This is a genomic window from Actinophytocola sp. (assembly GCF_036378875.1).
GTDB lineage: Bacteria > Actinomycetota > Actinomycetes > Mycobacteriales > Pseudonocardiaceae > Actinophytocola.
This window is the reverse complement of sequence record NZ_DASUVO010000139.1, coordinates 36,152-54,094: the sequence shown is the minus strand read 5'-3', so window position 1 is coordinate 54,094 and position 17,943 is coordinate 36,152. Positions and strand designations below refer to the sequence as shown.

Genomic DNA, 17,943 nt, shown 5'->3' with positions numbered 1-17,943 from the left:
ACGACGGTAGCCGCAACCCCCGAGACGGCATGCGCTAAGCTTCCGTCAGTCACCAGACGAGCCCACGTAGCTCAGGGGATAGAGCACTGCCCTCCGGAGGCAGGTGTCGCAGGTTCAAATCCTGCCGTGGGCGCCCTCATCTCCATCTGCGGATTCCGGTCTCTGACCAGGCTAAATGCACTCCATTATTGATCATGGCCTGTCCGGGTGCCACTCTATCTACGGCCACCTGTGCCCAGTGCGTGCCCAAGCGTGATCGGCCCTCGCTCTGCGTCACACAAGTCCGTCGAGCCGCGAGATCTTCCGGGCGTGGCGCCGTACGGGTTGCCTGTAGCCGGCATGTCCTCGCGGCGGATTACCAAGATCAGGACGGTTGAGGACAGACCAGACCAGACACTGAACGGTCCGCAGCCGGGCCCGGCCAGCCGGATCCTTGGTCCGCTCCTTGCTCTCGACGAGGCCGTGGCCTGTGCCAATCGTGGTGCGGGGCCGACAGTCCCACAACTCCCGGGAGGAGTTCGAGGGCCAGCGACTCCCATTCCGGGGCGAGATCGTGGTCGGCCCAGAGCGGGATCTGGTTCGAGCTGACGGGGTGTATGCCCGCCATCGCGACCTTCTGGAATTGGTACAGCGCACCCTTGCTTGGAGCCGCTTCCCTTGTCATTGCCGCAGTTAGCGCCGAGGCGTTGGTGTGAGCGTAGAGCGACGAGCGACGGCAGGCCGTTCGGCGCGCTTACGCGCTGACTTGATCCCTGCCGGCTGTAACTGGGTTGAACCAGTACAAATGAATTGCGATCGCACGAACACGAGGTGACTCTTCACCCTAAGATGCGGTTGTGGGAGAAGCAGACCTCGTGCTCGACTATGTCAAAGTCCTGATCTAGCCCCTGTTGTTGATCACTATGTCGCTGGTTGCAGCAAGCCTCGTGACGCGCGCATTTCGGCACCGCCTTGAGCAACCTTCATTGCATGTGAACGTGCCGTGGGTGAGCCGCGACGGCACCAGTCGGCTCACTGCGGCGCTTGAGGATGCAGAATGGCTGGCATCGCTGGCCGGCAACCCGCCACCGAACCCAGCGGTCCATCTCCAGCAAGCAGCCCGGATAAATCCGACTAACTACCGGGAATCCGCCAGACAGGTCCGAGAGAGCCTGCAGCGCGGACATGTGGTCCTCCTGGACCTCGCTGGTGCCGACGAGGACACTGCAGTTCGGCTCATCGACTTCTGCAGCGCCATCACACTGGCCTTGAATGGCGTCATACAACAACTGTCCAGCACGGTCCTATTGCTCACGCCACACTCCGACTAGAGCTTGCACATAAGAGCGACGAAGGGAAAACAACATCAATGGCCGGTCCCCGTGACCAAGGTCAGGCGCGCACGAAAACAAGCAGCTCTCATGCGTCTTCACAGGAAACCGTGTTGACCGAGCGACAGCGAGAAGCGGTTCTTGCGGCGAACCAGGAACTCTTGGGTCTCACCGCAGAAATTCGCAAGTTCGAGCATTGGGCCAGGGTCGCAAGGCGGCGGAGACGACTTGCGGCATTAGCCTATGTTTTCACGCCAACACTGGTACTAGGTCTGTATGCAATGTTCTGGCTACCGTGGCTTAGTCGCTCTGCGTTCATTGCGATCAGCGTCCCTGGAATCGCCTTAGTGGTTGGATTATGTATCGCCGCAATAAGGTTCGCACGCAATCCCGGCGCTGGCCCGAAAGCAACCATCGAAGGAGAAAAAGACGGGGCAGGTCGCCCGATTGAACGGCGACGCACCGAAGGTGAGCTGGAACTCATCATCGCGACCATGCGCGACGCGAGGAAGCTGAAGGTCACTGCGGGCACTTTCGACCAGAAGACTCGGCGCCTCATATACAAAGACGAAGCCTATAGCGAGATAGAAAAACTCCGCAACGACAGTAGAAAATATCGCAACGTCAACAATATTCTCCAAGGAATTCTCATTATTGGTTCGATCAGCGCCACAGGTGCATCCGGCATCTCAACTGGCGGCGGCCCTATTCGCTGGGTGGTGCTCGGCGTTTCCCTCGCTGTCGGTATCTCTAGCGGCTTTATGGGCTACTACAAGTACAAGGAACGAAGTTTCTACCTCCAGCAGACAGCTGACGCGATCGAGCATGAGTGGGAGGCGTTCGAAGTCGGCGTCGGTCGCTACAAGTACTGCGATACCGAGGAAATCGCTCTCAAAGAGTTCGTTGAGGAGGTTCATCGCCTCAAATCCGAACAGCGCAAACGTCAGCAGAATCTCGAACAACCGCCGGAAACGCGAAACGCGGCCGAGCTGCAGTGAAGATGACTCCTTCGACCATTACTCGAAATCAGCTCGCTGATCCAGGAGGTGCGGACCGATAGTTCCGGGCCAAAACCGGCTGTCGGGCGGCTGGGGCACCGGCATAGACGCAGTCAGCGGACCGAAGGAACAACCATTTGTCAGCGTCGGGGAATCGTGGGCCTGCCTTAAGTGGCAGGCCCACACTCCCCGACTGGCTATGTCATGCAGAAGACGCGGTCGACTGTTCGTCGGCGTTGCGGATGGCGTTTGTGGCCGCGTCGCGGAGGGCGTTGGCTACTGTCATTAGTTGGGTTACGTGGGTGCTGGTCCAGTTGGCGCGGAATGTGCCTGCGTCGGTGCCTTCCCATTGTGTGGTGCTCAGCTGGCTCGTGAGTGTCGAGGTGATGGTGTCGATCTCGTCTGCTTTGGAGTTCAGTTGGCCCGCCAGTGTGCGGACCGCTTCGACGTCCATTCCGATGAAGGCCATCGGGTTCATCCTTTCCTCAGGGGCGCGACGCCCGCTCTCGCCGGTCCGGGGGCGGCCGGTCGGTGGTCTTCTTCTGGCAGTGCTATCTGCACCACGGCTGTGCGGCCGGCGACAACATGCAGTGCTCGGCCCGGTGGGAAGTCCGCGCGGTTGAGGCGTGGGGGGAACGGCGTGCGCATGACGGTCAGGCCGTCGTCTGTCGCCGGGGCCAGTGCCAGGCCTTGTCTGCCGGCGCGGAGGGTGCCTATCAGGCCCTGGCCGCCCACACCCAAGGTGCTTGTCTCGCCCTCGCCTACTACGAACAGGTCTTGTTCCAGGCATTGCCGCACCAACGTCGCCAGTGGCAGGTCCGCGGCCGTGGTGTGGAGGTTCGCGAGATTCTCCACGAACAACGCCGCGGGACCGGCGAGCTTCTCCGTCAGTTCACGGGCGTGGTCCGCGATCTCGTCGATGCCGCACGCCGGGGATGTCCACAGTGGAAGAGTAGCCAGGCGGGAACGCTTGCTGCCGAAGTAGTGCAGGGGCATGTCCGGACGCCATCGGCGCAGTGCCACGGCCAGCGCGTGCAACGCCGTGGTGCGGCCCGACACCGGTGGACCCATCACGAGGAACGCGCCGCGTGGGTCGAAGGTGTGTGGTGCCAGTTCCGCGGAACCCACGCCCAGAACGGGCAAGCCGTCGATCTCGTCGGGCAGGGAGCACTGCCGGATCTTGTCCTCGAGCCGCAGCACCGGCGGCGCCACGGTGCCGCCCGCGCGTTCCATCGCCGCGCCGAAGCGGCGGATGGCCACCGCCTGCGAGCCCACGTCCGGTTGGCTGCCCAGCATGGCCACCTGGATCTCCGCGCCACGCAACAGGCCGCGGCCGGGTGGGGACGAGGCACGCAGCACATCGGTCGGCACGCCCAGGAGTGCGTAGTCGTTCGTGTCCGCCATCCGCAACGTCACCCTGGTCTGGATCGCCGACGCCAGCGCGGACGGCACGGCCGTGGGGCGGTCGGCCGACAACAGCAGGTGCACGCCGACCGGCCGGCCATCGTTGGCGACGCCGACGAGAATGTCGAACCAGCGGCTGCGGTCGCTTGCCTCGTACGCCTGCCGGAACGCCGCGACGCCGTCGAGGAGCAACAGCACCCTCGGCTCGTCTGGCGCGCCGGCCTTCTCGCGGTACTCGCCGATGGTTCCCGCGTTCACCTGCGAGTAGCGCAGTGCCCGCTCGTCCACGAGGTCACGCAACCGGGTGATGAGCCGGATGATCCGCTCGTGGTCCGCGCCAGCGACGACACTGCCCACGTGCGGTAGTCCCGACAGCATGTCCAGCCCTCGCGCGCCGAAGTCCATGCCGTACACGTGGCAGGGTCCACCGTGGACGGTGAAGCCCGCGGTGATCGCTAGTGTGCGCAGCAGTGTGCTCTTGCCCGACCCGCCGGTGCCGTACACGGCGAGGTTGCCGTCGGTGTCCGGGACGAACTCGACCGGCGGCTGCGTCTGGGACTTCGGGTCGTCGCGGATGCCGAACACGAGCGCGTCGTCGCGGCGGCCGGTCCGGACAAGTGACCGGTCGGACAGGTCGTAGCTCCCGCACAGCTCGGGGAGCCACGGCCGACGCGGCGGCGGGATCGCGGCCTTCCTCGTCGCTCCCGCGATCGCGGTGACGAGCCGGGTGATGTCGGTCGGCCCCGGGTCGGCGCCGACCTCCTCGCTCACCTCGAACTCCCATGCCCGGCCCGCACCGAAACGCAGCTCCTCGAGCACGATCTCCGGTGGCGGCGCCTGCTCGCTGGTCCAGCCACCCGCATAGCCGGCCTGGAACGGCACGAGCCTGCCGGGGCCGGTCTTCGCGATCGCGCGTCCCGGCGTGGCCACGTCGATGAACGCCGCCTGCGGCGTGCCGAGCACGTCGGTGCTGTCCGACTCGTCCGCGGTCCGCAGCGCGATCCGCAGGTTCGTGTTGGCGCGCAGGTTCTCCCGGATCACCCCGGCGGGCCGCTGGGTGGCGAGTATCAGGTGCACACCGAGCGACCGGCCGCGCTGTGCCACGTTCACGACACCGTCCACGAACTCCGGTAGCTCGGAAACCAGTGCGGCGAACTCGTCGACGACGATGACGAGACTGGGTGGCGCGTCGGTCGGCGCCTTGCGTTCCAGCTCGGCGAGGTCCTTGACGTTGTGCTGGTGGAACAGGTGTTCGCGCCGGAGCAGTTCCGCGTGCAACGACGCGAGCACGCGGCGCACCAGGTGCGGGTCGAGGTCGGTGACCATGCCGACGTTGTGCGGCAGCGTCGTGAACTCCTTGAACGCCGCGCCACCCTTGTAGTCGACGAGCAGGAACGTCAGCCGCTGTGGACTGTGTGCCAGTGCCATCGCGAGGATCCACGCCTGCAGCAGCTCGCTCTTGCCGGAACCCGTTGTGCCACCGACGAGTGCGTGCGGGCCGTCGGCGCGCAGGTCGAGCGCGAGCACACCGGACGCGGAGGCACCGACGACCGCGCGCAACGTGCCGGGGCGCCGGTCCGGCCGCTCCGGGGCGTACGGGCCGGTGACGATCGACCGGTTCGCCGCCCACTGCTCGATCACGGCTTCCGGTGCGGCGACGATCGGCCGTTCCGGCACGGCGAGGAGGGACACGGTCCTGGGAAGGTCGCTGTCGTCGTCGACTCGGGCGCCGGTGTCGACCAGGGGCGCGAGCCGGCGGGCCAGTTCCAACGCCGCGGTGGCATCGAGCGTTTCCAGGAGGACCGGTTCGACCCGCTCGCCGACGTGCGCGAGGCCGACCTCACCGGTCGGACCGTGGTCCACCGACACGAAGTGCCGGCACGCGGCGGGCAGCCGTGCCACCTCAGGTGCGAGCCACAGCACGTGGACGCCGTGCCCCGCACCGCGTTCGGCCAGGTCGACGAGCCTGCTGCGCTCGACCGGCGCGTCGTCCTCGACGAGCACGAACACGGCGGGCAGGAGCGCGGCGTCCCCGCTCTCGCGTGCGACGAGGAGGCCTTCGAGCTCGGCGACCAGTACGCCCGCGCTGGCGCCGTTGTCCGCCAGGTGCCGCACGGGAAGCGGGCTGTGCGGGGACGTGGTGTGCGGCAGCCACTTCAGCCAGTCCCACGCCGCCGAGCTCTGCGCCGACGCGAACCCGGCGAGCACCATCTCGGCCGGCGAGTGCAGCGAAACCAGCTGCATCACCAGCGCGCGGGCGGTGTCGAGAAGCGCGGCGCGGGGTCCGGCGACGCCCACCGCACCGTGCTCGGCGGGCTGTGCCACGACGGGGACCTGGTCGACCGTGGTGAACTCGTCGGTGACGGCGCGGAGCTCGGCCGTGAGGTTGCGCGGCGACCTGCGGCCGTCCGGCAGCTCGATCGTGTTGCGTGACGGACGCCTGCCAAGGCCGAGTCGCAGCTCCAGGAAACCGTGCTCGCCTGGCCGTCGGGTCCACAGCAGCGAACCACGCCCACGCACGGCGTCCGCGCAGTCGGTCAGCGACGGGTGTTCACGTTGCCGTGCGGTGACCTCGTCGGTGGCCGCGCTCCGCGCCTGGCCCGCCAGGTCGTCGAGGTCGGCGCGGAACTGGCGGACGGCCTTGCGGAACGACGAGCGGCCGGCGAGCTTGGCCTCCACGGTGTTGCCGACGAGCATCAGCGGGGTCAGTGCCACGAACACGAGCGACACCAGCGACCGGGTCATCAGGTAGAGCACGCCGCCCATCAGCAGTGGCGCGAGCAGGGACACGATCGGGAAACGCGTGTGCTGCCCGCGCTGCGGCGGTTCCGGCGCGGTCAGCTCGACACCGGCATAGCGCGGGTCGAGCCGTGGTGAGCGCACGAACGCGCCGGGGTTGCCGGCGCCGGGGTGTGCCGGTGCGATGTGGACAGTCAGCTCGGTGTCCCCGACACGAACCACGTCACCGGCGCGCAGCGCGGTTCGCGCGACGACGGATCCGCCGAGCTGTGTGCCGTTGGCGGAGCCGAGGTCGACGATCTCGGCGACGTCGGTGATGTTGAGGCGGGCGTGTCGCCGGGACACCAGCGGGTCGGCGAGCCGCACCTCGCAGCCCGCGTCGCGGCCGATCACCGCGGTCCCCCACGCCAGACCGAACTCGCGGCCACGGTCCGGGCCGGCGGTGATCCGGACCGTGGCGGCTGGCGGGGCCTGTGGATCGGCGAACGCGCGGCCGCCGCGGGCGAGCGCGACGGTGGCGCCCGAGTGCAGCCCGCTGTCGGCGACCCGCAGCGCGGGATCGAGCGCACGCCGGTCCGTGCTGACGACGCTCAGCGTGGTGCCGTCGGCGGCCGCGCCCTGGCCGTGTGGGTCGGCGCGCACGAGTTGTGCGGCGAGGTCGCCGACGGTCGTCGCGGCGTCGACGGTGGCCTGCAGGTCGACGACGGCTCCGCCGGGACGCTGGAACGTGAACTTGATCTTCATGTCGTCCCTGGGCGGATCGAGCGGAGGCTGATGGCGGCGCGGAAACGACGCCAGCGTCCGGCTTCCCTGCCGAGCTGCGCGCGCAGTGTGGCCACGGCTGTCCAGAACTCGTCGGCCGCTACCCCACCGGGTTCGGCGGCCCCGAACACGACGGTGTCGGCGTGCGAGGCGAGCCCGGTGACGCGTTGGTCGGCGACGGACCGTGCCTGTTCCCATCGGGTGCCGCCGCGTGGCGCGGGCATGCCGAGGTCGCGCACGTGGTCGAGAACCTCGCGCCAGCCAGCCGCGACGCGGGCGGCGGGGTGACCACGGGTACGCCTTCGGTTGCGGCGTACGGTCTTCGCGCCGATGATCGCGCCGCACAGCGTGCCGAGCACCAGCAGCGGGAGGCCGACCCAGCGCAGGAGCACGCCGATGATCGCGGGCAGTCCGCCGGTGCCGGGTTCCGGCGAGGTGGCGGCGCGGTTGGTGCTCGGGTCGGTCTGTGCGAGGTCGTCGAGCGTGCTCGGCGGGTGGGAGGTGTTCGGCGGGGGCACGATCGACGCGTCGGTGTTCTCGAACTCCTGGGGCGGCTGCTTGTCGGGCTTCTTCGACGTGTCCGGCATGAACTCGGTGTGCGGCACCGGCACCCAGCGCCCGTCCGCGAGGTGCAGTTCGACCCAGGCGTGCACGTCCTTGCCGCGCACCGCGCCGTCGTTCTTCGGTGTGGCACCGAGCACGACCCTGGCCGGCATGCCGAGCTCGTTCGCGACGAGCGCGAACGCGGCCGCGTACTGCTCGTCGTCGCCGACGGGGCGCGGCGCGTTGAAGAACGTGGTGAGCCTGCCGAGGCTGTGTCCTGGCAGGTACTCGGACTCGCCGGGCCCTCCGTCGCTGTAGGCGCCGTGCTCACGCAGATACGCGGCGGCGGCACGCAACCGGCCGGCGACGCTCGTCGCGTCCCCGGCCCATTTCTGTGCCTTCGAGCTCACGAGGGCGCGGGCCGCCGGGTCTGCTGTGGACGGTCCGAAAGGCTGTGCGTCGTCGGGGATCCCGACGGGTTCGAGGATCGTGTCGACCGTGTAGGTGTCACCGGCGCGGAGCCGGTCGGCCACGATGCCCGAGGAGGTCGCGAGGTTGTAGCGCAGGTTCTCGGTGTGCCCCGCCGAGGCGGGACCGGTGAACGCGACCGAGGTGGCGACGCCCGCGGTGGGCAACCACGCGCTGACGTCGGTGGCGGTGGCGTACGCCGGCGACACGGTGAACGTCAGCGTCGCGGCACGGCCGGTCGCCGCGGTGGGGATGCGGTCACCGACCCGCTGGAAGCTGTTACGCGGCCCGGCGGTCGCCGGCTGGTCCGCGGCACCCCAGACCGAGCCGTTGTAGTCGTCCAGCGTCGCGATCCGCACGGTCGCGCCGGACGGCAGGCCGGAGACCGTGAACAGCGTCTGGTCCCACAGCTGTCTGGCGTCCTTGGTGTACTTGCGGAAGCCGACGAGCGGGCTCGGGTAGGCGCCGATCTCGAACGGCGGAGTGACGAGGTCGCGGAGCACGACACGATCGCCGCCGGTACCGGGCAGGACAGGCCCGACGAGGGTGGCGATACCTGTTGCCACACCGAGGATCGCGGCAGCCACGCCCAGGCGCACGAGATGCCGCGACCCGTCGCGGGCCTGCGGGCGCAGCCTGCGCGCACGCACCGCCGACCACGCGAGTGCCAGCGCGGCGAACACACCACCTCGCAGCACCGGGGCAGGCTGCTCGGTGGTGCCGAGCAGGATCGTCGCGACGAGCAGCAGCAACGGCGCCCCGACCGGCGCGACGGCTGGCCGCATCCTGCTCGCGACAGCGAAACCCGCCGCGCCAACCAGCAACCCGAGCAGGTATGGAAGGACGAGGAGCGGGCCGCGACCGTCGACGGGCGGAAGGGTGGTGAGCAACTGCTTCCACCCGTTCACACTGCCGTCGGCGAGTCCACGCATCGTGGCGGCGCTGGGCAGTACCCCGCCGATGGCCTGCGCGCGGAGCACGACCGCACCACCCGCGAGGAAGAACGTGGCCACGGTCAACGCGGCCAAGGTGATCACCGGTTGGTTGAGCATGTTCGCGAGGTGCCCGACTAGCACCCCGAGCACGACTCCGCTCAGCCCTACGACGAGGTAGCTCCACCCGCTGTAGGTGGTGGCGAACCCCGACAACGCGATGGCCGAGAGCACCACCAGAAAACCCGCGTCGACGAGGTCACCGCGCCGAGGCATCGACTGTCCGCGTGCTCTGGCGGAAGTGTTGCTGGTCACCGCAGCGTTCCCCCGCTGAGCAGGGCGGGCAGGTCGGTGAGCGAACGCAGTGTCAACACCGTCAGCGCGGCACTGCCGGCCACCGAAGCGGTCGGTGCGGTGGGGTCGACGCGCACCGCGAAGGTACGGACCTCGGGCTGGAACCGCGCCGCGACCCGCGTCAGCGCCGCGAACGACGGCGCGGACCCGGTGACGAACAGCGCGATCGTGGCATCCGGTGCCACCAGGACACCGCGAGTGGCGAGATCCGCGAGCGACGCCGTGGTCTGCCCGGCACGCGAGCACGCGTCGAGCGAACGACGCGCGCCGCCCTTGTGCACGAGCTGGTCGGCGACGAGCAAGGTCGTGTCGATCTCGTCCTCGACCGCCCGCAGGACGACGGAGGCGCCGACGGACACGGCGGTCTCGAAGTCATCGACGTCGCCGTAGGCGCCTCCGTCGCCGTCGACCAGGACGGTCAGGTGGGCGCGCCGAGTGTCGAGGAACTGCCGGACCAGGAAGGTGCCGGCGGGTCGGGCGGCGCCCAGCTTCGCCGACGAGCGCCAGTGGATGTGCCTGCGGTCGTCCCCCGGCGCGTAGTCGCGCAGGGTGTGGAACGCCAGGTCGCTCATGGACATGTCGTTCGTCGTGTAGCCATCGAGGTCGCGCAGCAGCCCGGCGCCGAGCGGTTCGAGCGGTGTGGTCACCGGGTGCACGAACACCTCGCACACCTCGCTCCACGACACCGATCGACGCAACAGGCCCAGTGGGTCGCCACGCACGGTGGTGGCCGGACCGACAGGGATGACCGCACGACGGTCGGTCAGCAGCTCGACGTCCGCGGCGAACGTGCCACCGGCGGCCAGCGCCGGCACGTCGAACGTGGCGGGCGCGCGACCGCCGATCGGCAGCTCCACCTCGATCGGCAGCATCCGCCGCCGGGCCCGGTTCGTCACCACGACATGGCAACGGGTGCTTCGGCCCACGACGACCCGATCCCGCTCGGGTGCCGCCGTCACCGACAGGGCCATGCGGCCCACCACGAGACCGGTGCACAACAGCAGAGCGATCAGCCCGGTCGCGGCGACGAGGACCAGCTCCAGCCAGCCGAGCCGCGCACCCGCGTACCACGCGGCGAGGCTGGCGGCGAGCACGAGCCAGCCGGACGGGGTCACCGGCACACGCCGCAGCGCCGGCGCGTGAACGCCCCACGCGGCTCGGCCACGCGCCAGCGCGTCGGTCGCGGTCACGCGAAACCGGACAACCGCTGCCCGCACGGTCGACAGGAACGCCATCAGAACTGCCCCCGCTGCTGCGGCGGCGGTACGTCCACGAGAATCTTCTCGACGACGTCCTCGACCCGCGTGCCGTCGAACTGTGCCTCGGCCCGCAGCACCAGACGATGCCCGAGCACGGGCTGTGCCAGCTCCTTCACGTCGTCCGGGAGCACCATCGGTCTGCCCTTCGCCACGGCCCACGCCTTGGCGCCCCGCACGTACGCGAGACAGCCGCGGACGGACAGTCCGAGCCGGACGTCCGGGTGCTCGCGGGTGGCCTCGGCGATCCGGCTGATGTACCCGAGGATCGCGGGGTCGGCGTAGACCTGGTCGGCGGCGGCGCTCAGCTGCGACACGGCGCTGGCGCCGATCGCGGCCGGCACTCCGGCGGCGCGGTCGCGGTTCGCCGCGTCCGCGAGCAGGGCGACCGTGGCGTTGTGGTCGGGGTAGCCGACGCTCGTCTTCATCAGGAAGCGGTCCAGCTGGGCCTCCGGCAGCCGGTAGGTGCCGGCCTGCTCGATCGGGTTCTGCGTGGCGATCACCATGAACGGGCTGCCGAGTGACCTGGTCACACCGTCGATCGTGACCTGGCGTTCCTCCATCGCCTCCAGCAAAGCGGACTGCGTCTTCGGCGAGGCACGGTTGATCTCGTCGGCGAGCACGATGGACCGGAAGATCGGGCCCTCGTGGAACTCGAACTCCTGGCGTTTCTGGTCGTAGATGTTCACGCCGGTGACGTCGGAGGGCAGCAGGTCGGGGGTGAACTGGATGCGGGCGTGGCTGCCCTGCACGGTGTTCGCGATCGCCTTGGCCAGCACGGTCTTGCCCGTGCCGGGATTGTCCTCGAGGAGCAGGTGCCCCTCCGCGATCAGGCAGGTCAGCGCGAGGCGCACCACGTGCTCCTTGCCCATGATCGCGCCGGAGACGTTGACCACCATCCGCTCGAAGGTCTGCGCGAAGTAGGCCGCCTGCTGCTGGGTGAGCGCGGTCATCGTTTTCCTTTCCTCACAACGTTTCCCTGGCTACCAGTTGGCCCGTCCGGTGACCCCGCCGCAGGTCACCTCGACCCATCCGCCCGCATAGCCGTAGAAGTTCCACGAGTCCTTGTTGTCGTTGGCGCCGAACGTCTGGTTCACGAACCCGCCGTTGCCTTCCCGGCTGTTGAACGTGCACGTGACGTTCCCGCCGAAGTTCGCGGTCTGCACGTGGATGTAGCGGCAGCTACTGACACAGCCCTGGTTGACGCAGGACTGACCGCAGAGCGCGCCCTTGGAGACGGTGACGCTCGCCGGAGGCGGCGGAGCCGCGGGCGTGTTCTGGGTCCGGGACCCTGTCACCGACGCACGGCCCGCGTCGCTGACCGTCACGTTGATCGTGTCGCTGCTGCTGTAGCCGACGTCGTCCGCGCCGCTCCAGCTCCACGCCCCGACACCGGTGGTGAAGGTCTGGTTCTGCCTGCTGGTCTGGATGTTCACGGTCGCCGGCTTGCCGTTCGGGTTGACCGACACCGTGAAGTTCACGACGGTGCCGTTCGCCGAGGTGTTGATGGCGAGGTCGCGAATCGGTCCGTAGGTCGTGACGCCGGTGCTCGCCGGGCTGTCGCACGGGTCGCCCGCGTACGCGCCGCCGGCGCTGCCGTTGCACGCCTGGAGCGACAGCGTCACGTTCTGTCCGTTGGGCAGGCCGTTCACCGTCTCCTGCACGCCCGGCTGTCCGTTCGGGTCGTAGGTCCACGTGCCGCAGCTGCCGCCGCTCCACGTGCACGTCACCGTCGACGTCTTCCCGTGCGTGGCCGGTGCGTCGAACCTGACCGTCGCCTGGCCGTCGTTGCCGGTCGGCGTCGCGGACAGTCCCGTGATCGGGTCGGGCGTCGCGGTCGCCTCCATGTCCGCGCCGGGGCTCGGCGCGGACGTGTGCGGACCGGGATCGGCCTGTGCCGCGGCATTGGCCGCGGTGACCGTGTAGGTGTAGATCGTGCCGTCGTTGGGCAGCCCGTCGTCCGTGCAGGACGTGGCGGCCACGTTGGCGCACACCGTCTTCGTCCCGCCGCCGGTGCGGGTGAGTGTGTAGGTCGTCGGCGTCGGTCCGTTGGCGCCCACCGGGTTCCAGGAGATGTTGACCGACCGGGACGACGCGTTCGCCGAGTTGCCCGCGGTGAACGTGGGTGCCCCGGGTGCTTCCGGTGCGCTCGCCGACTGGCCGGCCACCGTCGCGGCGGGACCAGGCCCCTGCTCGTTCACCGCGATGACCGTGAACGTGTAGTGCACGTCGTTGTCCAGCCCGGTCGCCGTCGCGGTGGTCGTGCCGCCGTCGACGGTCATCCTGCCACCGCCCGTCCAGCTGACCTCGTAGCGCTGCACGGGGGTGCCCTCGTTGGGTGCCGCGCCCCACGACAGTCTCAGCGCGTGGTCCTGCGGCTCCGATGTGGACAGTCCGGTCACCGCGCCTGGCACGGTGTTCGGTTTCGCCTGCGCGGAGCGGCCGCTCGGCTTGCCCCAGCCGACGAGGTTGTGCGCGCGGACGGTGAACGTGTAGCTGGTCCCGTTGGTGAGTCCGGTGATCGTGCACGGCGAGGCCGGGCAGGTCTGCGTTCCGCTGCCGTAGTCGACCTCGTAGGAGTCGATCGGCGCGCCGTTGCCCCGCGGCGCGGACCACGACAGTTCGACGACCCTGCTCAGCACCGTGCGTCCCGGCGCCGGTGTGCCCGGCGCGTCCGGCACACCGAGGACGTTCAGCGTGATCCGCCCGGTGGCCTGCCGGTCGGCGCGGGCCTTGTCGGACACGTCGGTCGCCACCACGTCGAAGGTGATCGCGCCGTGGGAGTCGGCGCCCGGCTCGAGCTTCACGCGTGAGCCGTCCGCGGACGCCCTCGCCGGCATCCCGGCGGACTGGCGGACGCTGACGACCGACACCTTCGGCTCGCGCAGCTGTGAACGGAAGTACTGCGTGAGATCGACGGTCGCGGTGTCGCCCGCCTTGACACCGTCCACAGTGACCGGTGACACCGACGGCGCGGCCGGCGCGACGACTCGGACGCCGAGGGTCGCGGGGGTGACGTCCATCCCGTCGACGCCGATCTCGATGGTGCCGGTGGCACCGGGTTGTGCGTCCGTGTCGGCCGTCAGCCGTAGCCGGTGCTCCCCGGAGCCATCCAGTTCCACCGCGTCCGGCTGCTGCCGCCACGACGCCGTGTACCGCAGTGCGTCGAGGTTCTTCCGGTCGGCGACCCACACGTGGCAGACGGAGGTGACGTTGACCGTGACCGTCACGCCGCCCTCGATCACCGACAGAGGTGTGTCCGGGCAGCGCAGCACCGGCGTGTCCGGGCCGACCTGGACCGGCACGGTGATGATCGCCGTCGGCGCGCCAGCGTCCAGGCGCCTGTCGGTGACCACCTCGAAGGTGACCGCCGCGGGCCCCCGGTAGCCAGGGCCTGCCGTCAGCACGATCTGCTGCTCGCCCTTGACCTGCGCGGTCAGTCCGGCGGCGGGCGACGCCCAGATCCGGTCGGTCTGGGTGAGCCGCAGGTACTTTCCGGCCGGGTTCACGACGTAGTCGGCGATGTCGACGGTCTTCGTGCCGTCCTGCGGGACCTCGATCGTCTGGTCCGGCTTCGCGTACGGCACGCCGTTGCCAGGAGCGGGCAGGTGGATGAGGCCGACCGAGGTGGCGCCGCCCTTGTCCCGCACCTCGTAGGGCACGGTCCTCGGCTGCTCGCCGACGGGCAGCGTGACCGTCCCGCCGTCGATCTCGGCCTTCGGGTCATGGACCGTCGTGATCTTCAGGTCGCGTGCGGGGCCGTCCAGGTCGCCGACCTTGGCGAGCACGTCGACCTCGACCTCGCGGTCGTCCGGATCCGGCTTCGCGAACACGTCACCCGCGGTGGGCGGGGAGTTCCAGCCGTCCTGGCCGCGCACGGTCAGCGTGGCAGGCGACGGGTCGCCGATGCCGTTGGTGAGCGCGTAGGACACCACGAGCGGCTTGCCCGTCAGGTCGGGCGCGACGAGGTCGACGACACCGTCACCGTCCTTCATGGACACACCATCGGGCAGGTCGCCCAGGTCGGACACGGTGACGGTGTCGTCGGCCGCCACGAGATCGTTCGCGGTGACGTCGAAGGTCAACGTCGCGCCGGGCGCGGCGGTGAGCACGTCGTCCACGGCGACCGGCGGCTGCGGCTGGCCGGGCGGCACGACCGCCACCCGCACGGCGGCGACACCCGTGCGGCCGAAGGGATCGGTGACGAGGTAGGAGAACGTGTCCGTGCCCGCGCTCGTCGGGTAGGCCTGGTAGGTGATCGAGGTGGCGCCGATGGCCAGCACCCGACCGTTGACGGGTGCTGAACCGACAGCGGTCACGGTCACGGTGTCGCCGTCCGGGTCGACCCCGCTCGTCGGCACGGGGATCGTCGCCGTGTCGCCGGCGACGACGCGGGCCTCCACCTGCCGCGGAATCGGTGGCACGTCAGGGTTTTCGTTGCTCGGCCGCGGGTTGATCGTGACGTGTGCGTGCCCAACGGCGGACTCGCCCGCCGGGTTCTGCGCCACGTAGGCGACCTCGACGGTCTTCGGCACCGTGACATCCCTCGACGGCACGAACCGCACCGCGTTGCCGTGCACGTAGGCAGCGCCGGGGTCGGCGCCGTCCTGCAGCGCCGTCACCGTGAGCCGGCCACGTTCCGGGGCGTCCGGCACGTTGGCCAGCAGGCTGATCGGCGAGCCGCCGGGCGTGGTGTCGTTGTCCAGCACCGGGATCGTCACCGAGTCACCCGCGCGCACGACCGCGTAGTCGTCCTTGGGCACCGGGACGTCGTGCTCCGGCGCGGCCAGCTGGGTCACCGTGACCTCGCCGGTCACCGGGGCGGTCACGCCGTCGGTCACCGTGTAGCGCACCAGTTGCGGGTTCGGTGAGATCGACGGGGCGAGCGCGTTCACCCGCAGCCAGCGGCCACGGACGATCGCCACCCGCACCGGCGCGTCCGGACCGACCACCTCGGCCTGCTGCAGCGCCAGCATCCCACCGGAGGAGGCGAAGTCGTTGACGAGAACGTCCACCGTCGCGGGCTGCTGGCCACGCACGACGGCGACGTCCGGCATGGCCACGGGCGGCTGCGGTGAGGTCGGCGCCGCGGTCACGTCGACGCGGATGCCGCCTTTCGCGAACGGCGCGTTGCCGAACGCGACGGTGTAGTCGAGCAGGAACGTGCCAGGGCGCGACGCGGTCGCGGTCACCTGGCCGGACCGCACGTCGGTGACCACCACCGCGTCGGCTGGGCTCGCGACGTCCGCGGCGAGCTGCATGCGCGCGGCCGGGTCGGTCGGGTCGGAGCCGGGCAGATCGTTGTCCAGCGGCCGGATCACGATCGGCTGGCCGACCTGGCCGCGCGCGACGTCCGGCTCGGCCGTCGCGGGGGTGCCGACGGTGGCGTCGACCGGCTGCACCTGCACGGTCTCACTGCCCGGAACGGGATCCGCCACGTTGTCGGTGACGCGGTAGTCGACGGCCTGCGGGCCTGCCTCCAGCGGTGCGACGTACTCGACGAAGCCGTCGGGAGTCGTGCTGGCCGAGCCGGCCTTCGCGGTCGCGTCGACCAGGAGCACGGGGTCGCCGTCGAAGTCACGCCAGTCGGCGAGCGCGGGCAACGACATCTGGCCGCCCGCTGACACGTTCCAGGTGCGGGCAGTGCGGCCGGCCCGCTGCTCCGGTGGCTTGTTGTCCTCCTGCCCACGGATCTGCACGGTCACGGCGGCGGTCGCGTTGAGCCCCTTGCCGTCGTCCACTGTGTACTTGAAGTGGATGTCCGGGCTCTCCGCAGGCACCGTCACCTGCACGGTCTGCCCGTTCGGTGCGACAGCCACGGTGGCAGCGGGGTTGTCCGGCGCCGTCACGCCGGACACCGACAGGATGTTGCCGGCCGGGTCGGAGTCGTTGTCCAGCACGTGCAACACGGTCGTGCGGCCGGTACGCGCACCGAGCGTGTCGTCGACGGCCTTCGGTGGCTTGTTCTGCGCCTGGTCGGTGGTGTCGTCGTCTTTGTTCTTGTCGTTCTGCTGCTGCACGGGTGGCGGCTTGACCGAGGACCAGTCGTCGACCTTGCGCTGGTTGGTGAGATCCCACACGGCGCCGGTCGCGAGGTCGTTCAGCACGATCGCGGACCGGTTCACGCGGAACACCGGGTCCGTCAGGACACGCAGGTCCTTGAGGTTGCCGGGGGTCGCCGGACCACCGTCGCAGGACCGCACGTAGCCCTTCGCGGTGCCGGCCCATGCCGCGTGCACACAGGTGGCGAGGCGCACCGGTGCGGCCGGTCTTCCTTTGCCGGCCTTGGACATCGCGGCGACGGCGCCACCGTCGAGAGCGATCGAGTACAGCGTGGTGGACGTCGCGACGAGCACCGCGTCCGCGTCCGGGCCGGACTGCTGGGGCACCGCCGCGTCGTCATGTTCGGCGAGACCGGCGACCGTGTGATCGGGTAGGACGACCTTGCCGTCGCCCGGAGCCAGTACGACCGGGCTCCCACCCACCATGGTGGCACGCACGGACGAGAGCCTGAGGCCGAGCGAACCGTACTCCGCCTGGGTGAATCCGATGCCATCGGGACGCAGCAGCGCGGTCTTACCGGTCGCGGACGCGACGAAGACGGAACCGTCCACACCGACCGCGAGCGCGACCGCGCCCGGCTCCTTACCACCGTCCACACTGGCCAGTGGCGCGTTCGAGGTGTCCAGCTGACCGAGCCCGGTGACACCGGCGGTCGTGTCCACACGGGTCGCCCACACCGCACCCCTGACCGGGTCGAGCAGTGCGACCGTGCCGCCGGCCAGTTGTACCTGTGCGTTGGCCGGCAAGGGAACGGCCTGGTCGGCGAGTGAGACACCTCGGGTGACGTCGACGGGGAGCAAGGTGCCGGCGGCACGGTCGCGTGCCACCACGGCGGCCGCGTCCTGCGCGACGTCCAACTGGTAGGTCTGCTGTGCACCACCCGGCGGGTAGAACGCGGCGTCGAGTGAACCGGCTGGCTTGTTCAACCTGCCGAAGAGTCCGTCGGCGTCGCTGGTGACCCAGACGCCACCATCGTTGAGGTCGACCTGCCGGACCGGATACCCGTTGCTGGACAAGGCATACGCCACGAGCAACCCGGCGGCGACCACGAGCACCACAGCCGACGCGACAGCTGTCCGGTGCCGACGCAGAAATGTCATCTGTTCCGTCCGTT

General features: G+C 69.7%; 8 protein-coding genes and 1 tRNA gene. 3 read left to right on the top strand and 6 right to left on the bottom strand.

Annotated features, from left to right (window positions below):
- Window positions 1–60 precede the first annotated feature (60 nt).
- From VF106_RS40130 to VF106_RS40120, 3 genes are all read left to right on the top strand, one after another.
- Window positions 61–133 (top strand) — tRNA-Arg (locus VF106_RS40130).
- 769 nt (window positions 134–902) lie between these two features.
- Window positions 903–1,310 (top strand): cell division protein SepF, encoded by a 408-nt coding sequence (sepF, locus tag VF106_RS40125; protein WP_330845245.1) that lies wholly within the window; start codon window positions 903–905, stop codon window positions 1,308–1,310.
- Window positions 1,311–1,423: 113 nt separating this feature from the next.
- Complete coding sequence (locus VF106_RS40120; RefSeq protein WP_330845244.1) at window positions 1,424–2,308, top strand: DUF4231 domain-containing protein; 885 nt, start codon at window positions 1,424–1,426, stop codon at window positions 2,306–2,308.
- Window positions 2,309–2,510: 202 nt separating this feature from the next.
- Here VF106_RS40120 and VF106_RS40115 read toward each other — a convergent pair whose 3' ends face one another.
- Genes VF106_RS40115 through VF106_RS40090 form a run of 6 tightly spaced genes read right to left on the bottom strand, consistent with a single transcriptional unit; the run spans window position 2,511 to window position 17,929 of the window.
- Window positions 2,511–2,777, bottom strand: a complete 267-nt coding sequence (locus VF106_RS40115) for a WXG100 family type VII secretion target (protein WP_330845243.1) — start codon at window positions 2,775–2,777, stop codon at window positions 2,511–2,513.
- A gap of 5 nt (window positions 2,778–2,782) precedes the next feature.
- The gene (locus VF106_RS40110; RefSeq protein ID WP_330845242.1) at window positions 2,783–7,195 is read right to left on the bottom strand and encodes a type VII secretion EssC family protein; all 4,413 of its coding nucleotides are present in this window, start codon (window positions 7,193–7,195) and stop codon (window positions 2,783–2,785) included.
- Complete coding sequence (locus tag VF106_RS40105) at window positions 7,192–9,471, bottom strand: transglutaminase TgpA family protein (RefSeq protein WP_330845241.1); 2,280 nt, start codon at window positions 9,469–9,471, stop codon at window positions 7,192–7,194. The genes VF106_RS40110 and VF106_RS40105 overlap by 4 nt, the downstream gene beginning before the upstream one ends.
- The gene (locus tag VF106_RS40100) at window positions 9,468–10,745 is read right to left on the bottom strand and encodes a DUF58 domain-containing protein (RefSeq protein ID WP_330845240.1); all 1,278 of its coding nucleotides are present in this window, start codon (window positions 10,743–10,745) and stop codon (window positions 9,468–9,470) included. The genes VF106_RS40105 and VF106_RS40100 overlap by 4 nt, the downstream gene beginning before the upstream one ends.
- Complete coding sequence (locus VF106_RS40095; protein ID WP_330845239.1) at window positions 10,745–11,719, bottom strand: AAA family ATPase; 975 nt, start codon at window positions 11,717–11,719, stop codon at window positions 10,745–10,747. The genes VF106_RS40100 and VF106_RS40095 overlap by 1 nt, the downstream gene beginning before the upstream one ends.
- A 30-nt stretch (window positions 11,720–11,749) precedes the next feature.
- On the bottom strand, window positions 11,750–17,929 hold the full coding sequence (locus VF106_RS40090; RefSeq protein ID WP_330845238.1) for an Ig-like domain-containing protein: 6,180 nt from the start codon (window positions 17,927–17,929) through the stop codon (window positions 11,750–11,752).
- Between the last annotated feature and the right edge of the window lie 14 nt (window positions 17,930–17,943).

Bases quoted from the DNA above. Each gene is read 5' to 3' on its own strand.
- sepF (WP_330845245.1), top strand. From the start codon at position 903: ATGTCGCTGGTTGCAGCAAGCCTCGTGACGCGCGCATTTCGGCACCGC.
- VF106_RS40115 (WP_330845243.1), bottom strand. From the start codon at position 2,777: ATGGCCTTCATCGGAATGGACGTCGAAGCGGTCCGCACACTGGCGGGC.
- VF106_RS40110 (WP_330845242.1), bottom strand. From the start codon at position 7,195: ATGAAGATCAAGTTCACGTTCCAGCGTCCCGGCGGAGCCGTCGTCGAC.
- VF106_RS40100 (WP_330845240.1), bottom strand. From the start codon at position 10,745: ATGGCGTTCCTGTCGACCGTGCGGGCAGCGGTTGTCCGGTTTCGCGTG.
- VF106_RS40095 (WP_330845239.1), bottom strand. From the start codon at position 11,719: ATGACCGCGCTCACCCAGCAGCAGGCGGCCTACTTCGCGCAGACCTTC.
- VF106_RS40090 (WP_330845238.1), bottom strand. From the start codon at position 17,929: ATGACATTTCTGCGTCGGCACCGGACAGCTGTCGCGTCGGCTGTGGTG.